The following is a 24659-nucleotide window of genomic DNA, read 5'->3' as shown; positions in this document are numbered from 1 at the left end:
CGTCCCGGATCTAGCGTTCAACCATTCGAATGACCGTTCGGCCAGTCAGGGCATCAATCACCTTACTGACTATGAAAAATTTGGTTCCCGCGGAAAACAGAACTTCCCGTTCACCCGGGAACATCGAAAATGACGAGATGTCTCGTCCAGTCTTGGAAAGAATTCGGAACTCGACATTCCCTGCGAACGTTGGCGACCGTGCCACCCCTAAATCCATTGAAGTACTCAGGAACGCGTCTTCTGTAATAACTTCGCCCGGCCGATACCGAGCAAGCACCTCCGGCGGCAAGTTTGTCCCTCGAATTACTGGGCCCTGATAAGGAGGCAGCTTAGCTAATGCGTTCTTTAGTGCCTGCACGCGAGCCTGTTGCGACGCGTCCATTAAACGGCTCCTTAACGCGCTATTCAGGTCTTGGTAGCCCGGCCCAGTGTAGTCGGCGAGTGCCCCAAGATCATGTGGGCCCAAATGGCCACTGGGGTTTCCAGGATCGGCGTCGCCGCCCGGCATGGAATGACCGTCGTCCGGCGGACCACCTTTGCCAGTCGTTTGAGCGTTGGCATCGAGCGGGGGGCTTGACCGACCGCCAGTAGGACCACTTTCCCGCGGCCCTGTTGGACCGGATGCTGATTCTGGCAAGTCGATCTCACGACCTGCTAACGCAGGCGCCCGCGGAGTGGACTTAACGGCGAACGCAGCTTGCGGTGAGTTCGCGACGATGGGCACAGGTTCAGCCGGAGGGCGGCCGATCGGTTCCGGCCCACGCGGCGGAGCATGTTCAACCAGTAGGGGAAGCGTCGACGGCGTTCTGTCACCCAACGCAGCGCCAGGAGCCACAGGTGTGCCGGTTACGGGAGGAGCAGAAACCGGTTCTTCTGTCGGTAGCCGGGACAAGTCGCGCGGACTAAATTCAGGTGTTGGCCCATGTGGACCCGCTGACGGCGCCGAAGCAGGCCCAGGCGGATGGTCTATCGGCGACAGCGAGGGCGCATGTGGAGCGGCTGGCGGCATGGATGCTGGCTCATGCGGACCGCTCCCAGACGCTGGCTGATGGGGGGCCTCTACCGGCGCCGAGACGGGCTGATGCGAGACCGAACCCTCCGGGGTCTCTGCCTGGGCTGACACTGGATCACGCGGACCGCTCATCGGAAGAGGTGGTTGTGATGGCTCTTCGGGCGCAACCCCACGTTCATGCGGAGCTGAAGCAGCCGGAGCCTCCGCGGGCACCGCGAGTCGCGGGTCATGAGATCCACCGCTATCCGTTGGAGCCCTCGGAGCCGTCGAACGCTCTGAGACTGCATCGTGCGGACCACCGTCGGCCGCGGGCGTCGGCACTGGCTCATGTGGTCCACCGCCTGCTCCAGGCGACGAAGCCTCCGGCGGCGTTGGCCCCGGAGCAGTCGGCCCGTCATGCGGAGCACCCGGCGCGGCGTCGGGCGGGTGTGGTGTCACCTCGACAGGCGCCTCGAGCGGCTTGCCGGGCGGCAAACCCACGGGAGCACCAGGAGCTTTGATTTCCGGCAGATCCCCGGTGGCACGTTCGAGGTTCTTGGTCACGTCGCCGCCGGCCTTGGTGATGTCGGTCAGCGCGCCACGCGCTCCCGCTGGGCCTCCCTCACCGGCACGCCCAGCAGCCCGACCCGCGGCCTCCGCCTCTTCCTCTGTGCCACGCGCAGCTGCTCGCGCACCATCGGCCGCCGCACCTGCCTCACCGAGGCCCGGGGCGACCAGCGTGGCACCGTCGAATGCGACTTCACCGGCGCCCAATCCCGGCCGGGCCGTGCTCCAATCCTTGGCGTGCACAAGGCCTTTCAGCTCCTGCAGCCTCGCTTCGGAAAATTCTTTGGGATTGACCGCAGCATTGATCAGACTTTCTTTCCAAGCGTTCTTCACCACGCCCGTCCAGGTGGCAGCCGCACCCTCGGGGTCGGCGGCGATCCAGTGCGGGCTCAGGTCGACGAGGCCCAGCCCCATGCCGACAGCCCCTTTGAGAACGCCCTCATAAGCATTGATCCAGGTGTCGGCTACGGTCGCGACGGCGTTACCGACGTCGTCTCCGAGGAACTGGACGAGCCCGCGGCGTGCGTACTTCTCGCATGTGACGACCTCACGATCGGCCGCTTGCATGAGGAACTTGATTGCCTCCTCGCAAGCCCTGGCTTCCTGCCCAAGATGCTGCAGTACGGCGTTGATGTCCTTGACGATCTGTTTGATCTCATCCCACGCGTCACCGTCGACGATGAGCATGACGTCGTGACCGAGGTCGCCCAAAGACTCGATCCGGCGCAACAGGTCGCGGATCGCGGTTTGGGCGTGGTCGACCTTGCTCGCGAACGTGTCGATGGTGCGAGCCAGCGTGCCGCACAGCTCGCCGATAATCGCTGCGGAGGAGCCGATCTCAGTCAAAGCTTTGTCGATCTTCTCGCCTTCGGGAATGTGTTGGCCGTCGAAGAGCGTCTTCGATGCGTTGAGAGTTCCTCTCACGCCGTTGGCTGCCGCACCGAAGGCACGCCAACGAGACGCGGCCGCACGCAGACTCGCCACATCACCATCGGGCCATGTCTCGAGGACAAACGATTGCACGAGCGACCACAGCGGTGGGGGTGGCTGGCCGGGCCCCCACGTGCCAGGCGGCCCCGGTGCGGCGAGGTCGGCCGGCGGGGACGGTGGCTTCAAAGCTCCGCTTCTGCCGCCCAGCGTCGAAGCCGCATCGACGTTGGAGTAGTTCGATGCGCCTTGCTGGATGATGGCCGCGCTCTTGCGGCACGCGTTGACGGCGGCCGCTGCCGCCCTCAACACCGACTCGGCCTTCTCTTGATACGCCAAGCCGAACATCTCGCCGGCTCGGTCAACACCGGTGTGGGCGGAAAAGCCGGCCGTCAATATCGTCAGATTTGCGGCCAGCCCCTCGCCGGCGGCCTGCACCGCGCTGCCCGCGGCGTACAACGCCTCGGGATCAACCACCAACGGAGCCACGCGCAAAATTCTTGTCGAGACCGCGCGCAGCCGCTATTCACCCAATGATGGCTTTGCCAAGCTAGCCGCCGCCACGTCGCAGCCACAACTCATTCATCAACAGCCCGCGGCCAGCGTTCGGAAGGAGAGTCAAATCCAGAAGTGACATCAAGCCCCAACGTACGCGCCGGTGGGGCCTCGGCTGCTACGACACGGGCACCACGATGAGCTCGTGGGGCCGGTTGTTGACGGACATTGCCCCGTCTTCGGTTACGACGACGATGTCCTCGATGCGGGCACCCCAGCGGCCCGGAAAGTAGATGCCCGGCTCGATCGAGAAGGCCATGCCAGCGGCGAGCGGCAGGCCGTTGCCCGCGACGATGTAGGGTTCCTCGTGCACGGATAGCCCGATGCCGTGGCCGGTGCGGTGCACGAACACGTCCGCTAGGCCGGCGTCGGCCAGCACATCGCGCGCGGCGGCGTCGACCTGTTCGGCCGTCACGCCCGGCCGCACCGCATCCACTGCCGCCCGTTGCGCCCGTTGCAGCACAGAATACTGTTGCGCTACTTCGGTTTTGGGATCGCCAATGCTGTAGGTGCGCGTCGAGTCGGAATGGTACCCGGGCTCGTAGGCGCCGCCGATGTCGACGACGACGATGTCACCCACCTGCAGTTCCCGGTCCGAATAGCCGTGGTGCGGGTCGGCGCTGTGCGGCCCGGAGCCGACGATGATGAATGCCACCTCCGAATGCCCTTCAGCCACAATCGCTTCCGCGATATCGGCGGCCACGTCGGCCTCGGTCCGGCCGGGGACCAGAAACTCCGGCACCCGGGCGTGCACGCGATCGATGGCCGCGCCGGCCTTGCGCAGCGCGTCGATCTCGCATTCCTCCTTGACCATCCGCAGCTCCCGCATCACGTCGGTCGCCAGGATCGGCAGTATGCCGAGGACATCCGCCAGCGGCAGCAGGTGCAGGGCCGGCATGGAGTCGGTGACGGCGGTCGCGGACTCAGCACCGCGCAACGCGGCGCCCACCAATTGGTAGGGGTCGTCACCGTCGACCCAATCCCGCACCGCCAGTCCCAGTTCCGCAATCGCCGACCCCTTGAGGGAGGGCAGCTCCAGCCGCGGCACCACCACCGTCGGGTCGCCGGACGCCGGCAGCACCAGGGCGGTGAACCGCTCGAGCGTCTGGGCGCGCGACCCGACGAGGTAGCGCAGGTCGTACCCGGGGGTGATGACCAGCCCGGCCAATCCCGCGCCGGCGGTCGCGGCGGCGGCCTCCGCCAGCCGCCGGGCATACACCCCGCTGTCGAACCGATGAGATTCCATGGCAGCCAGGCTAACCGCTGCGCCGAGCGTCGAGTCGGTGCGGCAATTCCCGCGCTGCGTCGACAACACGTCGACGTTCGGCGCCGTGAGACGATACCGGCATGCCCGCGGCCCCAGGTACCGGCGGCGACCCGCTACGCGCGGCTTCGCCGCGCTCGCGATCGCCGCTATTGCTGCTCGACGGGGCCAGTATGTGGTTCCGGTCGTATTTCGGGGTGCCGTCGTCGATCACCTCCCCCGACGGCCGGCCGGTCAACGCCGTCCGGGGGTTCATCGACTCGATGGCCGTCGTGATCAGCCAGCAGCGTCCCAGCAGGCTGGTGGTCTGCCTGGACCTGGATTGGCGGCCCCAGTTCCGGGTGGACCTCGTGCCGTCCTATAAGGCGCATCGCGTCGCGGAACCGGAACCCGAGGGCGAGCCGGACATCGAAGAGGTGCCCGACGACCTGACGCCGCAGATCGACATGATCATGGAGCTGCTGGACGCCTTCGGGATCCCGACGGCGGGCGCCGAGGGTTTCGAGGCCGACGACGTGCTGGGCACGCTGGCCGCGCGCGAACGCCGTGACCCTGTGGTGGTGGTCAGCGGAGACCGCGACCTGCTGCAGGTGGTGGCCGACGATCCGGTGCCGGTCCGAGTGCTCTACTTGGGCCGCGGGCTGACCAAAGCCACGCTCTTCGGGCCGGCGGAGGTCGCCGAGCACTACGGCGTGCCCAAACACCGGGCGGGCGCGGCCTACGCCGAGTTCGCGCTGATGCGCGGCGATCCGTCTGATGGCCTGCCGGGCGTCCCGGGTGTCGGCGAGAAGACGGCTGCCACCCTGCTGGCCCAGCACGGGTCGCTCGAGCAGATCCTGGCGGCCGCCCACGACCCGAAATCGAAGATGGCCAAGGGTCTGCGCTCGAAACTGCTGGGCGCGACGGACTACATCGACGCCGCGGAACAAGTCGTGCGGGTGGCCACCGACGCACCGGTCAGGCTGTCGACCCCGACCGACGCGCTGCCGCTGGCGGCCGACGACCCGCACCGCACCGCGAAGCTGGCGACCGAACTGGGCGTGGGGTCGTCGATAGGGCGGTTGCAGAAGGCGCTCGACGCGCTGCCGCAGTGACCGACTACTACTGCGGGCGGCCTACCTCGTAGGTGCCTTTGCTGTCCTGGAAGGTCACCGTCACGTGCTTCGGGGCGCCGTCGATGCTGACGTCGCAGTCGAACGTGGCGCCCTTCTTGACGGTCGGGTTCTGACCGTGGTTGCACTTGACGTTTTGGACGTTCTTGGCGCCGTAGCCGTTGGTCTCGTCGGACAGGACCTGTTGCACACCGGCCTGCGCCTTATTGACGTCCAGCTTGGTGGTGACGAAGAACCCGGGCTGCCAGAAGCCGAGCACCAGCACGACGGCGATGAGCAGAAAGGCGATCACCCCGCCCACGCCGGCGATCAGGGCGACCGACCGCTTCTTGGCCGGCTGCTGCTCGTAGGGCGGGTACTGCTGCGGGTACTGGCCCGGCTGGCCGTACTGACCCGGCTGGCCATACTGGCCCGGCTGACCGTACTGCCCGGGCTGGCCGTACTGGGCGGGCTGCGAGTACTGCCCCGGCTGACCGTACTGGCCCGGCTGACCATACTGCCCAGGCTGCCCATAGCCGGGCTGTTGCGGGTATTGCTGCGGATAGGCCTGCTCGGCCGGCTGCTGATACTGGGGATATTCGGCGGACGGCGTGTAGGCCGGGGCTTGCCACGTCGCCTCCTGTCCCGGCTGCTGCTGCCACGGCGAACCGACCTGGGTCGGTTCGGAGGACTGATCGCTACCTTGGCCGGGCGGTTGCCACTGCTGCTCCGGTCCCTGCGGTCCGCTCATCGTCTCTCCTCAGCCCCTTAGTGTCTTGGCACGCACTCTCGGCGTTGTGATTGATGGATCTACGGTAGCTTCGGCACAGCCTACCCGGCGTCAACAGCCACGACGCCGCGCCGAACATCATTGATGGCGCGCTTGGCCGTGGCCCGCAACTCAGCATCCGGTGCGGCGTTGCGGACCTGGTCCAACAGATCCAGTACCTGGCGGCACCAGCGTACGAAATCCCCCGCCAGCAGCGGCGAGCCGGCGCCGGCCGGATCGACGGCGGCCAGGGCGGCGGCCAGGTCTCCGCTCTTGGCCCAGCGATAGATGACGTTGACGAAGCCGTCGTCGGGTTCGCGGCTCGGTGCGAGGCGGTGGCTCTGCTCGTCGGCGCGCAACGCATCCGACAGCCGCGACGTTTGCTGTAGCGCCTGTCGGACGTGCTGGGTGGGCGCCTCGGCGGCGAACGCCGCGCGCGGGCTTTCTCCACCCCGGCTTTCGTACAGGACCGCCGAGACCACCGCCGCCAACTCGGGCGGCTTCAGATCGGCCCACGCGCCGGTGCGCAGGCACTCCGCGACCAGCAGGTCGCTCTCGCTGTAGATGCGGGCCAGCAGGCGGCCGTCGTCGGTGACCCGGGGATCCGTGTCCGGGCCCCGGATGAAGCCACGCTCGGTGAGCAGGCCGACTATTCGGTCGAACGTGCGCGCCAGCGAATTGGTCGCGGCGGCAACCTTTTTCTCCAGTTGCGCGTTGTCGCGTTCGATGCGCAGGTAGCGCTCGGCCTGCCGGACTTTCGCCTCCAGCCCGGCGCTGTTGTGCGACGGGTGCCGACGCAGCTCCTCCCGCAATGACGCCAGCTCGGGGTCCTGATAACCGTCGTGGTCCCCACGGCCGCCGCGGCGCCTGGCCGGAATGGCCAACCCGGCCGCCGCCGACCGCAGCGCGGATGCCAGGTCACGCCGGACCCGCGGCTGACGGTGCTCGACGCGCTTGGGCAACGGCATCGATCCGACCGGAGCCGACGCGCCCGAGTAGTCGGCCGTGGAAATGCGCCCCGCCCATCGGTTTTCGGTGAGCACCAGCGGGCGCGGGTCGTCGCCGTCGCGGGCCGATTCCAGCACGACTGCCAGCCCACCGCGCCGGCCGTGGGTGATGTTGATGATGTCGCCGCGGCGCAGGGCGGCCAGCGCGTCGCTGGCCGCCTGGCGGCGTTGCAGCCGCGACGCGCGGGACTGCGCACGCTCCATTTCCGAAATGCGGGCGCGCAGCCGCGCGTAGTCGAGGATGGGCGCCTGCGGGCCGCCCAGCTCGGCGGCGATCTCGGCGAGCATCGCGGTGCCGCGCTCGATCCCGCGGACCAGGCCGACGACGGAGCGGTCGGCCTGATATTGGGCGAACGAATGCTCCAGCAACCGGTGCGCCTGCTCGGGACCCATCTGCTGCACCAGGTTGATCGTCATGTTGTACGACGGGGCGAACGAGCTGCGCAGCGGGAAGGTGCGGGTGGAGGCCAGGCCCGCGACGGCGGCCGGTTCGGTGTTCTCGTCGGTGGGATTCCACAGCACCACCGCGTGGCCCTCGACGTCGATGCCGCGCCGCCCGGCGCGGCCCGTCAGCTGCGTGTACTCCCCCGGCGTCAGCGGCATGTGTTGCTCGCCGTTGAACTTGACCAGCCGCTCGAGCACCACCGTGCGGGCGGGCATGTTGATGCCCAGCGCCAGGGTCTCGGTCGCGAACACGGCCTTGACCAGACCTGCGGTGAACAGCTCCTCGACGGTGTGCCGGAACACCGGCAACATCCCGGCGTGGTGGGCGGCCAGGCCGCGCATCAGCCCCTCCCGCCACTCGTAATACCCAAGCACCGCCAGGTCGGTGTCGGCCAGATCGCCGCAGCGGTGTTCGATCACCTCGGCGATCTGCGCCCGCTCCTCCTCGGTGGTCAACCGGAGCGGCGAGCGCAGGCACTGCTGCACGGCGGCGTCGCAGCCGGCGCGGGAGAACACGAACGTGATCGCCGGCAGCAGCCCCTCGGAGTCCAGCGTCGCGATCACATCCGCCCGTCCGGGCGGCCGGTAGAACCGCGGACGACCGGAGGCGCCGCGGCCGCCCCGCGCTCTGCGCGGCTGCCAGTCCGACATCCGGTCCGCCTCCCGGCGATGCGCGATGTGGCGCACCAGGTCCGGGCTGACGCGCGACTCCTGGCCGGCGACCGGCTGTCCGCCGGCTTCCGAGCTGCGGTAGTCGAACAGGTCGAAGAGCCGCTTGCCCACCAGGACGTGCTGCCACAACGGGACCGGCCGGTGCTCGTCGACCACCACGGTGGTGTCGCCCCGCACCGTCTGGATCCAGCCGCCGAATTCCTCGGCGTTGCTCACGGTGGCCGACAGGCTGACCACCCGCACCTCGTCGGGCAGGTGCAGGATCACCTCCTCCCACACCGGGCCGCGCATCCGGTCGGCCAGGAAATGCACCTCATCCATCACGACAAAGGAAAGCCCTTGCAGCGCAGGCGAACCGGCGTACAGCATGTTGCGCAGCACCTCGGTAGTCATCACCACCACGGGGGCGTCGGCGTTCACCGACATGTCACCGGTCAGCAGGCCGATCCGGTCGCGGCCGTAGCGCGCCGTCAGATCGGTGTGCTTCTGGTTGCTCAGCGCCTTGAGCGGCGTTGTGTAAAAGCACTTGCCGCCGGCGGCGAGCGCCAGGTGCACAGCGAATTCGCCCACCACCGTCTTGCCGGCGCCGGTCGGCGCGCAGACCAGCACTCCGTGGCCTCGTTCCAGCGCCGCGCAGGCGCGCTGCTGGAAACCGTCGAGCGCGAAGGGCAGTTCGGCGGTGAACCGGGTCAGCTCGACGAGCTCCGTCGCGTCCTGCGGCACCGACGGTTTAGGTGACATCGTCATGCTGGCCGGCGGTGAACGACGGCTCACGCGCGGGCTCGTGTATCGGTGCGGGCGCCTCGATGACCGAGGCCTCGTCGTCCGGGATCGCGGTCTGCGCTTCGCGCTTGGCCTTCCGCCTGTCGTGCAGGTGGGCGATCTGGATGGCGAACTCGAGGAGCACCGACAACGCCACGCCCAACGCGGTCATCGAGAACGGGTCGGACCCGGGGGTGAAAACCGCGGCGAACACGAACATCCCGAAGATCAGGCCGCGCCGCCAGGACTTGAGCCGCTCGTAGGTCAGCACGCCCGTCATGTTGAGCATGACGATGAGCAACGGAAATTCGAAGCTGACGCCGAACACCACCAACAGGTTGATCAGAAACCCGAAGTACCGGTCCCCCGACAACGCGGTCACCTGCACGTCGCTGCCGACCGTCAGCAAGAAGCCCAGCGCCTTGGACAGCACGAAGTAGGCCAGGATCGCGCCCGTGACGAACAGCACCGCCGCGGGGATCACGAATCCGACCGCGAAGCGACGCTCCTTTTGGTACAGCCCCGGCGTGATGAACGCCCAGAGTTCGTAGAACCACACCGGGCAGGCCAGCACGACCCCGGCGGTCAGCCCGACCTTGAGCCGCAGCATGAACTGGTCGAACGGCGCCGTGGCCAGCAGCCGGCATTGGCCGTCGGCGCTGATGCTGGCGCGGGCCGATTGGGGCAGGGAGCAGTACGGGTGGCGCAGCCACTCGCCGAGGCTTTCCAGTCCGAAGATCGAGTGCGAATACCAGAAGAACCCGAAGATCGTGGTGAGCAGGATGGCGGCCAGGGAGAGCAACAACCGGGTGCGCAGCTCGGTCAGGTGATCGACGAGCGACATCGTCGCGTCGGGATTGGTTTGGCTGCGCCTGTTACGCGGATTGAGGCGCTTCAGCACGCCGGCAGTGCGCGCTGAAACATTGAAAACTTTCACGACGCTCGTTCAGTAGCGCTCGGGCCCCGCGACGATGACGGCGGGCTACGCCGGGCGAGCTTCGGAGTGCCCCTGCTCGGCCGCCGGAGCGTCGACACGCTGCGACTGCACGGGAGTGGGGTTCGCCGCGGCGGGGGCGCTGTTGGACCCCAGGGCTGATGACTCCGCTTTGTTCTCCGTCTGCATTTCGCGCAGCTCAGACTTGAAGATACGCATCGACTTGCCCAACGAACGTGCTGCATCGGGGAGCTTCTTGGCACCGAAGAGCAGAATCACCACCACAGCGAGGATCGCCCAGTGCCACGGACTAAGACTGCCCACTTTGATTACCTCCAGACGTCTACCCGATGCTACCGCAGCGCGGCGATACACCGGACCGACCGCGCCGTGGCCTCAGGCGATGAGCGCCCGGTAGGTCTCGAGGGCCGCCGCCGCCGCATCCCGGACACGTACCGCCAGGGACTCCGGTTCAAGCACCCGCACCGCCGCCCCGAAGCCCAGCACCAGGCGGGTCATCCAGTCCTCGGAGGCATAGGTCATCACCGCCTCGCAGGACCCGTCCGGCAGCTCGCGCATCTCGCGCATCGGGTAGTACTCGAACATCCACGACGCCGACGGCGCGATCCGCAGCTTGGCCGACGGCAGCGACGGGTCGCCGTCGAACAGGGATGTGTCCGGTGGCGCCTGCAGCGCCAGCTCTGGGGGCGCCGCGGGTTCGTCCAACTCGGTGGCGTCGACGATCCGGTCGAAGCGGAACAACCGCACCCCTTCGGCCTCCCGCGACCAGGCCTCCAGGTAGCTGTGACCGCCGATCAGCAGCACGCGGATGGGGTCGACGATCCGGCTGGTCAGGGTGTCGTGCGACGCGGAGTAATAGTCGATGGCCAGCGCGTGTTTGGACTGCACCGCCGTGCGCACCGCGGCCGCGGCGGGGCTTTCCGCGGGCGCCTGCTCGTCGACCGCTGCCGCCGACCCGGCGGTGTCCTGCCCGACAGCGCCGGCCGCGGCCTCGATCTTGGCGATCGCGCTGCGCGCCGCCTCCGGGTCGACGACGCCGGGAATATCGGCGAGCGCGCGCAGGGCCACGAGCAGGCCGGTCGCCTCCGGCGAGGTGAGCTTGAGCGGCCGGTCGATGCCCGCGGAGAAGGTGACCTCGATGGTGTCACCGGCGAACTGGAAGTCGATCAAATCGCCCGGGTAGTAGCCGGGCAGCCCGCACATCCAGAGCTGGTTGAGGTCCTCTTCCAGCTGCTTGGCGGACACCCCGAGGTCGGCGGCCGCCTTGGCCCGGGTGACCCGCGGGTTGGCCTGAAAGTACGGCACCATGTTGAGCAGCCGGATCAGGCGCGTGGATATCGCGGTCACGAGAGCCCCCTGTCGTCCAGGTGGGAGCGCAGCCGCGCCAGGACGTCCTCGCGCAGCTGCTGCGGTTCGAGTACGACGGCGTCGGCGCCGTAACCGGCGATGTCCCTCGCCAACCGATCGCTGGACCCGATGTCCAATTCGATCACCTCCCCGTCGCGGTCACCCAGTTCACGCACGCCGGTCGACCTCCCGGCGCGCCGCAGCGCGGTGGCCCGCCCGTCGGCGACCCAGACCCTCGCCTGCCCACCGGTCGGGGTCTCGGCGATGGTCCGGGCCACGATCTGGCGCAAGTCCACATCCGCGGGCACCACCACCGCCCCGGGCGCCCCGATCGGCCGGACCTCGGCGCCGATCCGCGACAGCCGGAAGGTGCGGGTGGCCTCGCGGTCGCGGTCGTGCCCCACCAGGTACCAGCGGCCCTTCTGGGTCACGACGCCCCACGGCTCAACGGTGCGCACGCTGTACGGCTCGGCACGCGACGGCCGGTGCGGGAACTGCACCGCCTGCCGGGAATCGATGGCCGACAGCAGGATTCCGAGTACGTCTTCCGAACCGCGCAGCCCGGGGACCCCGGCCGGTGAGGCGATGGCCACCGGCGCCCCTATCTCCACGGGGTCGACGTCCACGCCTGCGGCGCGCAGCTTGAGCAGCGCGCCCTGGGTGGCGGTGATTAATTCGGGCGACTCCCATAGTTGGGTCGCGACGGCCACCGCGGCCGCCTCGTCGGGAGTCAGCTCGACCGCCGGCAGCGCGTAGGCGTCCCGGTTGATCCGGTACCCCTCGGTGGGCTCCATCGCCGACGCCCGGCCGACCTCGAGCGGGATGCCCAAGTCGCGCAGCTCGTTCTTGTCCCGCTCGAACATCCGCGAGAAGGCCTCGGCGCTCGGGCTGTCCGCGTAACCGGCCACGCTGGACCTGATCTTCTCCGCGCTGATGTAGCCGCGGGTGGACAGCAGGGCGATGACGAGATTGACCAACCGCTCGACTTTCGAGGTCGCCATTCGCACCAGGTTATAACCGGTACGCTCCGCGCGCCTGCACCGGCTGGTGAGTCGCAGTTTTCACAATCGGCACACAAGTCACGAGTTCCGAGGCACGACCGGCGCCGGAATTTGATAGCGCCCGCGATATCAGGTTGCGGATCGAGCGGCCGAGCTGAAGGACTGATTTGACCGGACTACATGCTGGCGATCAGCCGCTTGACCCGCTCGTCGACAGCCCGGAAGGGGTCCTTGCACAACACGGTCCGCTGGGCCTGGTCGTTGAGCTTGAGGTGTACCCAGTCGACGGTGAAGTCGCGGCCCGCGGCCTGGGCGGCACTGATGAATTCGCCGCGCAGCCGCGCCCGGGTGGTCTGTGGCGGGTGGTCGACGGCCTCCGCGATCTCCTCGTCGGTGGTGACGCGGGCCGCCAGCCCCTTGCGCTGCAGCAGGTCGAACACGCCGCGCCCACGCTTGATGTCGTGGTAGGCCAGGTCGAGCTGGGCGATCTTGGGGTCGGACAGCTCCATGTTGTAGCGGTCCTGGTAGCGCTGGAACAGCTTGCGCTTGATCACCCAGTCGATTTCCGTGTCCACCTTGGCGAAGTCCTGGCTCTCGACGGCGTCGAGCTGGCGCCCCCACAGGTCGACGACCTGCTCGATCTGGGCGTTGGGCTCGCGGGTCTGCAGGTGTTCGACGGCGCGGGTGTAGTACTCGCGCTGGATGTCCAGGGCGCTGGCCTGCCGCCCGCCGGCCAGCCGCACGGGCCGCCGGCCGGTGACGTCGTGGCTGACCTCGCGGATGGCGCGGATCGGGTTGTCCAGCGAGAAGTCACGGAAGGGGACGCCGGCCTCGATCATCTCCAGCACCAGCGCGGCGGTGCCGACCTTGAGCATGGTGGTGGTCTCGCACATGTTGGAGTCACCGACGATCACGTGCAGCCGCCGGTACTTTTCGGCGTCGGCGTGCGGCTCATCGCGGGTGTTGATGATCGGCCGGCTGCGGGTGGTGGCCGAGGAGACGCCCTCCCAGATGTGCTCGGCGCGTTGCGACAGGCAGAACGTCGCCGCCTTGGGGGTCTGCAGCACCTTGCCGGCCCCACAGATCAGCTGGCGCGTGACCAGGAACGGCAGCAGCACGTCGGAGATCCTGGAGAACTCACCGGCACGCACGATCAGGTAGTTCTCGTGGCAGCCGTAGGAGTTGCCCGCCGAGTCGGTGTTGTTCTTGAACAGGTAGATGTCGCCGCCGATGCCCTCGTCGGCCAGGCGCTGTTCGGCATCGATCAGCAGGTCTTCCAGCACCCATTCGCCGGCCCGGTCATGAGTGACCAGCTGCACCAGGCTGTCGCACTCGGCCGTCGCGTACTCGGGGTGGCTGCCCACGTCGAGGTAGAGGCGCGCACCGTTGCGAAGAAAAACGTTGGAGCTGCGCCCCCACGACACGACTCGCCGGAACAGATACCGGGCGACCTCGTCCGGGGACAGGCGGCGATGACCGTGGAAGGTGCAGGTGACACCGAACTCGGTCTCGATGCCCATAATTCGTCGCTGCACCTAATCGAGGGTACTGGTTGTCCGACCGGGACGGTGCGGAAGCCGCGCCTACGGCCCGGACGAGTTTCGTGAGGCCCCCCAACGCACGCGGCGAACCACCCGAGGTGACCGTCGCGGGACGTCGACGGCACCGTGGCACCAGCGCGCAGAACCGCCGGTTTCGGCCCAAGCGCACACCAGCCGCGGGTGACGCGGCCCGAGTCAGCCCGCGGAGTCGCCGTTGGATTCCGGCGCTTCGCCGTTGGTTCCAGGCTGGTTCGAATCGCCCTCTTGCAGCAGACCTTCCAACGTCGCCCGGTTGATGCGCCGGAACGCCCGTCGGGGCCGGTTGACGTCCAGGATGGCGACCTCCAGGCTGCCCACGTCCGGGGACGGCTGATCACCGCCGGAACCGTCGGCGCTGCCGGCCCGCAGCGCCTTGACGGCGATCTTGGTCGCGTCGCGCAGGTCGGCGTTCTCGGCGTAGGACTCCTTGAGCGCGTTGGCGATCGGCTCGGTGGTGCCGCCCATCACCACGAAATGCGGCTCATCGGCGATCGACCCGTCGTAGGTGATCCGATACAGCTCGGGCGGTTTCGTCTCCCCGTAATGCGCGACCTCGGCAACGCACAACTCGACCTCATACGGCTTGGCCTGCTCGGTGAAGATGGTGCCCAGGGTCTGCGCGTAGACGTTGGCCAGCTGACGTCCCGTGACATCGCGGCGGTCATAGGCATAGCCCCGGGTGTCGGCGAACTGGATTCCGCCGCGGCGCAGGTTGTCGAACTCGTTGAACTTGCCCGCGGCCGCAAACCCCACACGGTCGTAGAGCTCACTGATCTTCTGCAGGGACCGCGACGGGTTCTCCGCCACGAACAGCACACCACCGGCGTAGACCAACGCGACCACGCTCTTGCCGCGCGCGATGCCCTTGCGTGCGAGCTCGCTGCGCTCGCGCATCGCCTGCTCGGGCGATATGAAATACGGGAAGCTCACTTCTCACCGCCATCGGGGCCGAAAGTGTCTGCGCGTGAGCGGCTTTCGATCACCTCGCGAGCCAGCTCGGCGATCCGGCTCTCGGGCACCTCGGCCGCCCCCTCGGCGCCAATGGTGACCGCCGTCGGGTAGATGCCGCGGACCAAGTCGGGCCCGCCGGTCGCGGAGTCGTCATCGGCCGCGTCGTAGAGCGCCTCGACGGCCACCCGCACCGCGGAATCGGCGTCGACGACACGCGAGTACAACTTCTTGATGGAGGACTTGGCGAAGATCGAGCCCGACCCCACCGACTGATAGCCCTCTTCCTCTAGATTCCAGCCGCCGGCGGCGTCGAACGAGACGATCCGGCCGGCGCCCTCGGGGTCCGGCGAGTGGATGTCGTAGCCCGCCAGCAACGGCAGAGCCACCAGCCCCTGCATCGCGGCGGCCAGGTTTCCGCGCACCATGATCGCCAGCCGGTTCACCTTGCCGGCAAACGTCAGCGGCACCCCCTCGAGCTTCTCGTAGTGCTCGAGTTCCACGGCGTAGAGGCGGGCGAACTCGACGGCGATGGCCGCGGTGCCCGCGATGCCCGTCGCGGTGTAGTCGTCGGTGACGTAGACCTTTTTCACGTCGCGCCCGGCGATCATGTTGCCCTGGGTGGAGCGGCGGTCCCCGGCGATGACGACGCCGCCCGGATATTTCAGGGCGACGATTGTGGTGCCGTGCGGCAGCTGCGAGCCCACCCCATCGGAGCGGGCGCCGCCACCGAGGCTCGCCGGCAGCAGCTCCGGCGCTTGCCGGCGCAGGAAGTCGGCAAACGACGACAGGTCGATAGCGGGATTTCCCGGGAGTGCGGAGTTAGTGGACAGGCGATCGGAGAAAGGCCAGGTCACTGTCCGCCCTTTTGGACGTATGCCCGGACGAAGTCTTCGGCGTTCTCCTCGAGAACGTCGTCGATCTCGTCGAGCAGATCGTCGGTGTCCCCGGCTAGCTTCTCGCGGCGCTCTTGGCCCGCGGCCGTGCTGTCGGCGAGATCGTCGTCGTCGCCACCACCACCGCCACGCTTGGTCTGCTCTTGAGCCATCGCCGGCCTCCTGCTTCATCTGAACTTGTTCAGCGGCTTGCTTGCCTTTAAGCCACACTGCTCGCTGGTATATCTACCCTACCGGTCAACCCCGACGTTCCCCGGTTTAACCGGCTCAGCTGGTGAGTTGTTCAACCAGTTCGGCGGCGCTATCCACCGAGTCCAGCAGCGCCCCGACGTGCGCCTTGCTGCCCCGCAGCGGCTCCAGCGTCGGAATGCGCACCAACGAATCGCCGCCGAGGTCGAAAATCACCGAGTCCCAGCTGGCCGCGGCGATGTCGGCGCCGAACCTGCGCAGGCACTCACCGCGGAAGTACGCGCGCGTGTCGGTCGGCGGGTTGTCCACCGCCTCGAGCACCTGGTGCTCGCTGACCAACCGCTTCATCGAGCCGCGGGCGACGAGCCGGTTGTACAGGCCCTTGTCCAGCCGGACATCGGAATACTGCAGGTCGACCAGGTGCAGCCGCGGCGCCGACCAGCTCAGGTTCTCCCGTTGGCGGAAACCCTCGAGCAAACGCAGCTTGGCGGGCCAGTCGAGCACCTCGGCGCATTCCATCGGGTCCCGCTCGAGTTGATCGAGCACGTGAGCCCAGGTTTCCACGATGTCGGCCGCGCGGGGATCGGGGTCACGGCTGTCGACGAGCTTCGCCACCCGGTCCAGGTAAATCCGTTGCAACGCAAGGCCGGTCAATTCACGTCCGTCGGCCAGCGCCACGGCGACCCGCAGCGAGGGATCGCGGCTGATCGCATGGACCGCGTGCACCGGCCGGGCCAGGACCAGGTCGCTCAGGTCGATGCCGTGCTCCGGGCCGACTTCGATCAGGTCCAGGACCAGCGCCGTCGTTCCCAGCTTCAGGTAGGTCGACGTCTCGGCGAGGTTGGCGTCGCCAATGATGACGTGCAGCCTGCGGTACCGGTCGGCGTCGGCGTGCGGTTCGTCGCGCGTGTTGATGATGCCGCGCTTGAGGGTGGTCTCGAGTCCGACCTCGACCTCGATGTAGTCGGAGCGCTGGGACAGCTGGAAGCCGGGCTCGTCACCCGAGGGCCCGATGCCGACCCGGCCGGAGCCGGTCACCACCTGACGGGACACCAGGAAAGGGGTCAGTCCCGCGATGATCGACGAAAACGGCGTCTGCCGCGACATCAGGTAGTTCTCGTGCGAGCCGTAGGAGGCACCCTTGCCGTCGACGTTGTTCTTGTAGAGCTGCAACTTGGCGGCCCCGGGCACGCTGGCGACGTGCCGGGCGGCAGCCTCCATCACGCGTTCGCCGGCTTTGTCCCAGATCACCGCGTCCAGCGGGTCGGTGCACTCGGGGGCCGAGTACTCAGGGTGGGCGTGGTCGACGTAGAGCCGAGCGCCGTTGGTCAGGATCATGTTGGCCGCACCGACCTCGTCGGCGTCGACGATGGGTGGCGGCCCGGCCGAGCGGCTCAGGTCGAAGCCGCGGGCGTCCCGCAGCGGCGACTCCACCTCGTAGTCCCAGCGGGTGCGCTTGGCGCGCTGAATGCCGGCGGCCGCCGCGTAGGCCAGCACCGCCTGGGTCGAGGTGAGGATCGGGTTGGCGGTCGGGTCCGACGGCGACGAGATGCCGTACTCGACCTCCGTCCCGATAATCCGTTGCATGCGTTCAGCGTAGGCCGGGCGACCAGCTGCCCTCGCGCAGGGGGAAATCCGCCAGCACGAGGTTCCCGCGCCACTAGGGTGACCGGATGTGAACGCAACTCGGCGTCGCGCGCCGGACCGCAGGCAGGCAGCCGCGGCTGAACAGTGGTTCTTAGAGCGCGGGTTACCGTCGGTGCTGACCCGGCGGGGCCGGTGGCGACGGTTGTGGCCGCGGTGCGCGCCCGCGCTGGCGGCCTGGGCGGGGGTGGAGGTCTGCCTGCTGGGCGTCTATTTCGTCAGCGACGGCAACGACGTCTTCATCAGCGGAACCCCGACGGCCCATCAGTGGGTGATTCTGACGCTGCTCGCGGTCGCTCTCCCACTGGCCGCGCTGGCCGGCTGGCTGGTGTCGCGGACGTCGAGCGGGCGCAGCCGCGCGATCGTCGCGACCGCGGCACTGACCGTCGCGGTCACGTGCGGTGTGATCGAATCCGGCCCCGTCCAGTTGACCCGGGACGCCGTCATCCTGGTCCTGGTGCTGGTGCTGACGGGCACCGGCGTCGGGTCGGTGGTCGCCTGGGCGGTGCGCATGACGATGGAGCACCTGTCCACGGTCGGCACGCTGGCGGTCCGCGCCTTGCCGATCGTGCTGCTGACCGCGTTGGTGTTCTTCAACACCTACGTCTGGTTGATGGCGGCGAACATCAACGGTGAAAGGCTCTCGCTCGCAATCATTTTCCTCCTCGGCATCGCTGGAACATTCGTCGTGTCCAAGACCGTGGAACGGGTCCGGCCGCTGTTGAAGTCGACGGCATCGCTGCCCCAAGGCAGCGAGAACCTTGTCGGCACCCCCTTCGCGGGGATGCATGATCCCGCTGCCGGCGCCCCGCTGAAACGAGCGGAACGCCTCAACGTGGTGTTCCTGCTGGCGACCTCACAACTCATCGAGATCCTGGTGGTGGCCGCCGTCGGCGCGACGATGTACCTGATCCTCGGCCTGATCATCTTGACGCCACCGCTGCTCAAGGAATGGGCGCACAACACCGCCACCACCTCCACGGTGTTCGGGTTCACGTTCCCGGCGCCGGATTCGTTGATCCACATGTGCCTATTCCTGGGCGCGCTGACGTTCATGTACATCAGCGCCCGAGCGGTCGACGACGCCGAGTACCGAGGCATGTTCCTCGATCCGCTGATCGACGACCTGCACACGGCCCTGGCGGCTCGCAACCGCTACCGTGGCACCGTCGCGCCGACGGCGCGTGCTGTTGACGGCACCGACGGTAGTGACTAACTTCACCGTGTGTCCGCCCCTGAGTCCGACCGCGCCGTCGGCAAACACGCGCTCGACCTAGCTGGGAAACGCTACGGCGAAGTGCTTCTGGTAACCGCTGGGGAGGCCGGGCCGCAGGCAACGGTCTACAACAGCTTCCCGCTCAACGACTGCCCCGCCGAACTGTGGTCCGCGCTCGACCCGCACACCATCGCAGCCGAAAACGGCGTGGCGGCAGCCCTGCTCAACGGTCCGCGGTACTGGCTGATGAACGACATCGAAAAGGAAGCCCAGGGTCCCCAGATCACGAAGACCTTCGGTGGGATCGAGATGATTCAGCAGGCCACGGTGCTGCTCTCGTCGATGAACCCCGCGCCCTTTATCCCCAATAAGGTCAATCGCCATACGGTCTTCGTGTTCAACGCCGGCCAACAGGTTTATGAGCTGATCGACCCTCACGGGCAGCACTGGGTGATGCAGACCTTGAGCCAGGTCGCCGACCCCAACCTGTCGCAAGCGGATCTGCCGGGCCTCGCCGAGCGGCTCGACCTCCCGGCGGGTTGGACCTATCAGCCACGCGTCCTCACCGACGAGTTGCGCATCGATACGCGGACCCGGGCGGCCCAGGTGTTGCAGGACAACCTGACCAACAGCTATTCGCTGGTGACCGACTGACCCTGAGCGGCACCGCGCCGCGCTCAAACCACGACGTGTGCGTGGCCCCTGAAGCGCGGCGCGGCTCAGAGGCCTACAGGTACTGACCCAGGTTGGATTCGGTGTCGATGGCCCGCGATGCGCTCGAGCTCTTGCCGGTGACCAGGGTGCGGATGTAGACGATCCGCTCGCCCTTCTTGCCCGAAATCCGCGCCCAGTCATCGGGGTTGGTGGTGTTGGGCAGGTCCTCGTTCTCGGCGAACTCGTCGACGATCGAGTCGAGCAGGTGCTGGATGCGCAGACCCGGCTGCCCGGTCTCCAGCACCGACTTGATCGCGTTCTTCTTCGCCCGGTCGACGACGTTCTGGATCATCGCGCCGGAGTTGAAGTCCTTGAAGTACATGACTTCCTTGTCACCGTTGGCGTAGGTGACCTCCAGGAACCGGTTGTCGTCGATCTCGGCGTACATCCGCTCGACCACCTTCTCGATCATCGCATGGATGCAGGCCGACCGGTCGCCCCCGAACTCGGCGAGGTCGTCGGCGTGCACCGGCAGCGTCTCGACCAGGTACTTCGAGAAGATGTCTTGCGCCGCTTCGGCATCCGGGCGTTCGATCTTGATCTTCACGTCCAGACGGCCGGGCCGCAGGATCGCGGGGTCGATCATGTCCTCACGGTTGGAGGCGCCGATCACGATGACGTTCTCGAGGCCCTCGACGCCGTCGATCTCGCTCAGCAACTGCGGGACGACGGTGGTCTCGACGTCCGACGAGACGCCGGTGCCACGGGTGCGGAAGATCGAGTCCATCTCGTCGAAGAACACGATGACCGGCGTTCCTTCGGACGCCTTCTCCCGTGCCCGCTGGAAGATCAGCCGGATGTGACGCTCGGTCTCACCAACGAACTTGTTCAGCAGCTCGGGACCCTTGATATTGAGGAAGTACGACTTCGCCTCGCGGGCGTCGTCACCCCGGACCTCGGCCATTTTCTTGGCCAAAGAATTTGCCACCGCCTTGGCGATGAGCGTCTTCCCGCAGCCGGGCGGGCCGTACAGCAGCACACCCTTCGGCGGGCGCAGCGCGTACTCGCGGTACAGCTCCTTGTGCAGGAACGGCAGCTCCACGGCGTCGCGGATCTGCTCGATCTGGCGCGTCAGACCACCGATGTCGGAGTAGCTGACGTCCGGCACCTCTTCCAACACCAGGTCTTCGACCTCGGCCTTGGGAATGCGCTCGAACGCGTAACCGGCCTTGGTGTCCACCAGCAACGAGTCGCCCGGCCGCAGCTTGCGCGGTCTGGTGTCGTCGTTGAGCGCGTCGGGATGCCCATCCGGCAGGTCCTCGGCCACCAGCGGCTCGGCGAGCCACACGATGCGTTCTTCGTCGGCATGACCGACGACCAACGCCCGGTGTCCGTCGGCCAACAGCTCGCGCAACGTCGAGATCTCGCCGACCGATTCATAGGTGCCGGCTTCGACGACCGTCAGCGCCTCATTGAGGCGCACCGTCTGGCCCTTCCGTAGCGACCCGACGTCGATGTTGGGCGAGCACGTCAAGCGCATCTTGCGGCCGGAGGTGAACACGTCGACGGTGTCGTCCTCGTGGGAGCCCAGCAACACGCCGTATCCACTTGGCGGCTGCCCGAGCCGGTCCACTTCCTCACGCAACGCGAGTAGTTGCTGGCGCGCCTCTTTGAGCGTCTCCATCAACTTCGAGTTGCGGGCCGCAAGCGAGTCGATCCGGGCTTCGAGCTGATGCACATCGCGCGCAGAGCGGGCGCCGCCTTGCGCCCCAGCTGCATGCTCGAGTTGCTCGCGCAGCAACGCCGCCTCGCGGCGTAGTTCTTCCAATTCGGCAGCATCGTTGCTGGACATGCCTGACTCGCGGGGGGTACCGAATGATTCAGAACGCTCTGAGCCACCCATGTTGCGCTCCTTTCCCACACCGAATTGGCGCGGTGGATACTTCAACGCTACCGGCGATTGACCAATGATGCGCGGAGTCAAATACCCACGAAAAGTTAAGATTTTCGTCTCGCTGGTATTCTCGGCCACTAATCTCGCTGATCGAAAGGGCCGCCGTGACCGCAAAAAGCCTCGCCACAGGCTTTCTGGGCACGGCCGACGTCGGCGTGGCGACCGCGGGTGTGAGTTCAGTTGCACCCGTTGGCTCGACCGCGCGGCGGGCGGCCGCTTCGGGAAGCGTCCCAACCCACACGCCGTCCTGATCGACTGGATGCGCCGGCACCTGTCCGCAGCCGTGAGCGCCGCCACCGTCTTGGCGGCGGTTGGGATATCGGGGTGTTCGTCGCATCAGCAACCGCGCATCGCCTCCTCCATGCCCGCGGCGGCCCCGGCCACGTCGAGCACGGTTGTCGTCCCTCCGACTACCCCGCTGCCGACGCCTGAAGCCCTTACCGACATCTTGACCCGGCTCGCCGACCCGAACGTACCCGGTATCAACAAGGTGAGTTTGGTCGAAGGCGCCGCCCCGGAGAGCGCGGACACCTTGGACAAATTCACCAATGCGTTGCGCGACAACGGCTACCTGCCCATGACGTTCGTCGCGCACGACATCGCTTGGTCGGACAAGACCCCCGCCAACGTGGTGGCGAACATCGACGTCACGACCGCCCAGCGGGCCAACGCCAGCTTCCACTTCCCGATGGAATTCACGCCCTTCCAAGGCGGTTGGCAGCTGTCCCGGCGAACCGCCGAGATGCTTTTGGCACTGGGTAAGCCTCCCGCGGCGACACCGGCGCCCGAGCCCACCCCGGCACCGCAACCCGCCCCCGCTCCCGCGCCCGGCCCGACTCCGACTCCGCCCGGTTGACCCGCGGCATGTGGATCGGCTGGCTCGAGTTCGACGTCCTGCTCGGCGATGTCCGCTCCCTCAAACAGAAGCGGTCGGTGATCCGCCCCGTCGTCGCCGAGCTGCAACGCAAGTTCAGTGTGTCGGCTGCCGAGACCGGTTCGCACGAGCTGTATCGACGCGCCGGCATCGGCGTAGCCATGGCGTCCGGAGATCGCAGCCATGCGGTCGACGTCCTGGATGCGGCCGAACGACTGGTGGCCGCGCACCCCGAGTTCGAGCTGCTGTCGGTGCGACGGGGCCTGCAGCGTAGCGACGATTGAGGCGCGCTCGCGATCGCCACTAATCCCACGGTGGCGACCCGCAGCGCCCGGCCACGCCGCGCTCGCGATCGCCACTAATCCCACGGTGGCGACCCGCAGCGCCCGGCTTCGTCGCGCTTGCGATCGCCACTAGCCGTCGCGGCCCTCGCGTTTGCGCCCCAACGGCGCAGGAGCGATGACGCCGGGCGCGAGCCGCCGCGTGAAGACCAGGAACGCGGTGTGCCCGCGCATGGAGTGCTGCGGCCTAACGGCCAGGCCGACAACGTTCCAGCCGCGTTGCAGCGTCTCCCACGAGCGGGGCTCAGTCCAGCACTGCTGGGCCCGCAGGGCCTCGACGACCCGCGAGAGTTGGGTCACCGTGGCGACGTAGACCATCAGAACGCCGCCGGGGATCAGCAGTCGGGCGACCGCGTCGAGGACCTCCCACGGCGCGAGCATGTCGAGCACGGCCCGATCAAACGAGGCGTCGGGCCAATCGGAGTCGGCGACATCGCTGACGATCAGCTCCCAGTTATCCGGCAGCCGTTCATAGAACACCGAGACGTTGCGGCGAGCGTGCTCGGCATGGTCGGCGCGCTGCTCGTAGGAGACCACCCGCCCTTCGGGCCCGACCGCGCGCAGCAGCGAGCAGGTGAGCGCCCCCGACCCGGCCCCGGCCTCGAGCACGCGCGCGCCCGGGAAGATGTCGCCCTCGTGCACGATCTGCGCGGCGTCCTTGGGATAGATGACCTGCGGCCCCCGCGGCATCGACATGATGTAGTCGACCAGCAGCGGCCGCAGCACCAAGAAGGGCGCGCCGTTGCTGGACTTGACGACAGTGCCCTGCTGCAGCCCGATCAACGCGTCATGGGCGATCGAGCCGCGATGGGTGTGGAACTCCGCGCCGGGCGTGAGCGCCATCGTGTAGTGCCGGCCTTTGGCGTCGGTGAGTTGGACGCGTTCCCCGACGGTGAACGGGCCGGTTGCAGACACGCCGTCTAGCGTGCCAGCCGACTCGCCGCGGGCGGTGCTCGGGGTTGTCGGCGCCCGGATCTACGCTGCGGACATGACCGACCAGCCGCTGGCACTCGCGCGGCCGGCCGCACGACCGGCTTCGAAACCGGCGCTGTCCCCGTCGCGGGCGGCGGACTTCAAGCAATGCCCGCTGCTGTACCGGTTCCGGGCGATCGACCGGCTACCCGAGGCACCCTCGGCCGCACAGCTGCGCGGCTCGGTAGTGCACGCCGCCCTGCAGCAGCTCTACGGGCTGCCCGCCGCGCAGCGCGGTCCCGAAACCGCGCTGTCACTGGTCGAGCCGGCCTGGGACCAGGCGATCGCCGCGGCGCCCGACCTGGCCGGCGGCTTCGATTCCGAGCAGCGCGGCCAACTGATCGCCGAGGCCCGGGCGCTGCTCTCCGGCTACTACCGCCTCGAGGACCCGACGCGCTTCGATCCGCAGTGCTGCGAGGAACGCGTCGAGGTCGAACTCGCCGACGGCACCCTGCTGCGGGGATTCATCGACCGGATCGACGTCGCGGCCACCGGAGAACTGCGGGTGGTCGACTACAAGACCGGCAAGGCGCCGCCGGCGGCACGGGCCCTGGCCGAGTTCAAGGCGATGTTCCAGATGAAGTTCTACGCGGTGGCATTGCTGCGCACGCGCGGCGTCCTACCCGCCCGGCTGCGGCTCATCTACCTCGCCGACGGGCAGGTGCTGGACTATTCGCCCGACCACGACGAGTTGCTGCGCTTCGAGAAGACCCTGATGGCGATCTGGCGTGCGATCCAATCCGCCGGCCAAACGGGCGATTTCCGCCCCAGCCAGTCGCGGTTGTGTGACTGGTGCCCCCACCAGCAACACTGCCCGCTGTTCGGCGGAACCCCACCTACCTACCCCGGCTGGCCGGATATCGCTGTGGCGCAAGGCTTTTCGGAGCCGACCGAGCCGGCGGCGTGACCGCGGGCGGGTCCACCGGTGTGACCAGGGTCATTGTGGCTTGAGCGCCCTAACGCAATAGCTCAGCGGCGAGTGCGGTAGGCTCATGTCAACGCTGGCGCCAAATGGCTTGCCAGCGCGTCGTGATCGATT

21 protein-coding genes are annotated in these 24659 nt (G+C 67.8%); 6 read left to right on the top strand and 15 right to left on the bottom strand.

Going from position 1 to position 24659, the window contains the following annotated elements; genetic code table 11:
• Positions 1 to 10: 10 nt before the first annotated feature.
• Positions 11 to 2974, bottom strand: a complete 2964-nt coding sequence (locus tag A5695_RS29375) for an ADP-ribosyltransferase (RefSeq protein ID WP_082945812.1) — start codon at positions 2972 to 2974, stop codon at positions 11 to 13.
• 184 nt (positions 2975 to 3158) lie between these two features.
• Complete coding sequence (locus tag A5695_RS02895; RefSeq protein ID WP_068077863.1) at positions 3159 to 4286, bottom strand: Xaa-Pro peptidase family protein; 1128 nt, start codon at positions 4284 to 4286, stop codon at positions 3159 to 3161.
• A gap of 101 nt (positions 4287 to 4387) precedes the next feature.
• On the opposite strand from A5695_RS02895, the gene A5695_RS02890 reads away from it, so the two are divergent.
• The gene (locus A5695_RS02890) at positions 4388 to 5398 is read left to right on the top strand and encodes a 5'-3' exonuclease (RefSeq protein ID WP_082945811.1); all 1011 of its coding nucleotides are present in this window, start codon (positions 4388 to 4390) and stop codon (positions 5396 to 5398) included.
• A 7-nt stretch (positions 5399 to 5405) separates the two neighbouring features.
• Here A5695_RS02890 and A5695_RS02885 read toward each other — a convergent pair whose 3' ends face one another.
• From A5695_RS02885 to dop, 11 genes are all read right to left on the bottom strand, one after another.
• On the bottom strand, positions 5406 to 6146 hold the full coding sequence (locus A5695_RS02885; protein WP_068077859.1) for a DUF4333 domain-containing protein: 741 nt from the start codon (positions 6144 to 6146) through the stop codon (positions 5406 to 5408).
• Between the two features lie 80 nt (positions 6147 to 6226).
• Positions 6227 to 9028, bottom strand: coding sequence for an RNA helicase (locus A5695_RS02880; protein WP_068078136.1), 2802 nt, complete (start codon positions 9026 to 9028; stop codon positions 6227 to 6229).
• Positions 9018 to 9986 (bottom strand): twin-arginine translocase subunit TatC, encoded by a 969-nt coding sequence (gene tatC, locus A5695_RS02875; protein ID WP_156749431.1) that lies wholly within the window; start codon positions 9984 to 9986, stop codon positions 9018 to 9020. The genes A5695_RS02880 and tatC overlap by 11 nt, the downstream gene beginning before the upstream one ends.
• Positions 9987 to 10031: 45 nt before the next feature.
• Entirely contained in the window at positions 10032 to 10307 is a 276-nt protein-coding gene (gene tatA / locus A5695_RS02870) for a Sec-independent protein translocase subunit TatA (protein ID WP_068077856.1), read from the bottom strand.
• 72 nt (positions 10308 to 10379) lie between these two features.
• Positions 10380 to 11351, bottom strand: coding sequence for a YafY family protein (locus A5695_RS02865; protein WP_068077851.1), 972 nt, complete (start codon positions 11349 to 11351; stop codon positions 10380 to 10382).
• Positions 11348 to 12352 (bottom strand): YafY family protein, encoded by a 1005-nt coding sequence (locus tag A5695_RS02860; RefSeq protein WP_068077847.1) that lies wholly within the window; start codon positions 12350 to 12352, stop codon positions 11348 to 11350. The genes A5695_RS02865 and A5695_RS02860 overlap by 4 nt, the downstream gene beginning before the upstream one ends.
• Before the next feature lie 176 nt (positions 12353 to 12528).
• Positions 12529 to 13887 carry a Pup--protein ligase gene (gene pafA / locus A5695_RS02855; protein WP_139272919.1) on the bottom strand — a complete coding sequence of 453 codons (1359 nt, stop codon included), beginning with the start codon at positions 13885 to 13887 and terminating at the stop codon, positions 12529 to 12531.
• Between the two features lie 201 nt (positions 13888 to 14088).
• Positions 14089 to 14862 carry a proteasome subunit alpha gene (gene prcA / locus A5695_RS02850; protein WP_068077838.1) on the bottom strand — a complete coding sequence of 258 codons (774 nt, stop codon included), beginning with the start codon at positions 14860 to 14862 and terminating at the stop codon, positions 14089 to 14091.
• Positions 14859 to 15737, bottom strand: coding sequence for a proteasome subunit beta (gene prcB, locus A5695_RS02845; RefSeq protein ID WP_068077835.1), 879 nt, complete (start codon positions 15735 to 15737; stop codon positions 14859 to 14861). The genes prcA and prcB overlap by 4 nt, the downstream gene beginning before the upstream one ends.
• Positions 15734 to 15928, bottom strand: coding sequence for a ubiquitin-like protein Pup (locus A5695_RS02840; protein WP_068077832.1), 195 nt, complete (start codon positions 15926 to 15928; stop codon positions 15734 to 15736). Before A5695_RS02840 ends, prcB begins: the two co-directional genes overlap by 4 nt.
• Positions 15929 to 16043: 115 nt before the next feature.
• Positions 16044 to 17552 (bottom strand): pup deamidase/depupylase, encoded by a 1509-nt coding sequence (gene dop, locus A5695_RS02835; protein WP_068077829.1) that lies wholly within the window; start codon positions 17550 to 17552, stop codon positions 16044 to 16046.
• Between the two features lie 88 nt (positions 17553 to 17640).
• On the opposite strand from dop, the gene A5695_RS02830 reads away from it, so the two are divergent.
• Together A5695_RS02830 and A5695_RS02825 are read left to right on the top strand one after the other, a co-directional pair.
• Positions 17641 to 18825: a hypothetical protein gene (locus A5695_RS02830; RefSeq protein ID WP_068077826.1), complete on the top strand. Its 1185-nt coding sequence runs from the start codon at positions 17641 to 17643 to the stop codon at positions 18823 to 18825.
• Between the two features lie 9 nt (positions 18826 to 18834).
• A complete protein-coding gene (locus A5695_RS02825; RefSeq protein WP_068077821.1) occupies positions 18835 to 19479 on the top strand; it encodes a hypothetical protein in 645 nt (214 codons plus the stop codon).
• 73 nt (positions 19480 to 19552) lie between these two features.
• On the opposite strand, the gene arc is transcribed toward A5695_RS02825, so the two are convergent.
• The gene (gene arc / locus A5695_RS02820) at positions 19553 to 21382 is read right to left on the bottom strand and encodes a proteasome ATPase (protein ID WP_068078129.1); all 1830 of its coding nucleotides are present in this window, start codon (positions 21380 to 21382) and stop codon (positions 19553 to 19555) included.
• Between the two features lie 310 nt (positions 21383 to 21692).
• Between arc and A5695_RS02815 the strand changes: the two genes are divergently transcribed.
• A complete protein-coding gene (locus tag A5695_RS02815; RefSeq protein WP_068077816.1) occupies positions 21693 to 22289 on the top strand; it encodes a hypothetical protein in 597 nt (198 codons plus the stop codon).
• Positions 22290 to 22297: 8 nt separating this feature from the next.
• Complete coding sequence (locus tag A5695_RS02810) at positions 22298 to 22591, top strand: DUF503 domain-containing protein (protein WP_068077813.1); 294 nt, start codon at positions 22298 to 22300, stop codon at positions 22589 to 22591.
• A gap of 129 nt (positions 22592 to 22720) precedes the next feature.
• Here A5695_RS02810 and trmI read toward each other — a convergent pair whose 3' ends face one another.
• The gene (trmI, locus tag A5695_RS02805; RefSeq protein WP_068077809.1) at positions 22721 to 23563 is read right to left on the bottom strand and encodes a tRNA (adenine(58)-N(1))-methyltransferase TrmI; all 843 of its coding nucleotides are present in this window, start codon (positions 23561 to 23563) and stop codon (positions 22721 to 22723) included.
• Between the two features lie 73 nt (positions 23564 to 23636).
• Between trmI and A5695_RS02800 the strand changes: the two genes are divergently transcribed.
• Complete coding sequence (locus A5695_RS02800; protein ID WP_068078126.1) at positions 23637 to 24527, top strand: RecB family exonuclease; 891 nt, start codon at positions 23637 to 23639, stop codon at positions 24525 to 24527.
• The last annotated feature ends 132 nt before the right edge of the window (positions 24528 to 24659 follow it).

Source organism: Mycobacterium sp. E1747, assembly GCF_001667775.1.
Taxonomy (GTDB): Bacteria; Actinomycetota; Actinomycetes; order Mycobacteriales; family Mycobacteriaceae; genus Mycobacterium.
The sequence above is the reverse complement of the archived record's forward strand: the minus strand, read 5'-3'. Positions and strand labels throughout refer to the sequence as shown.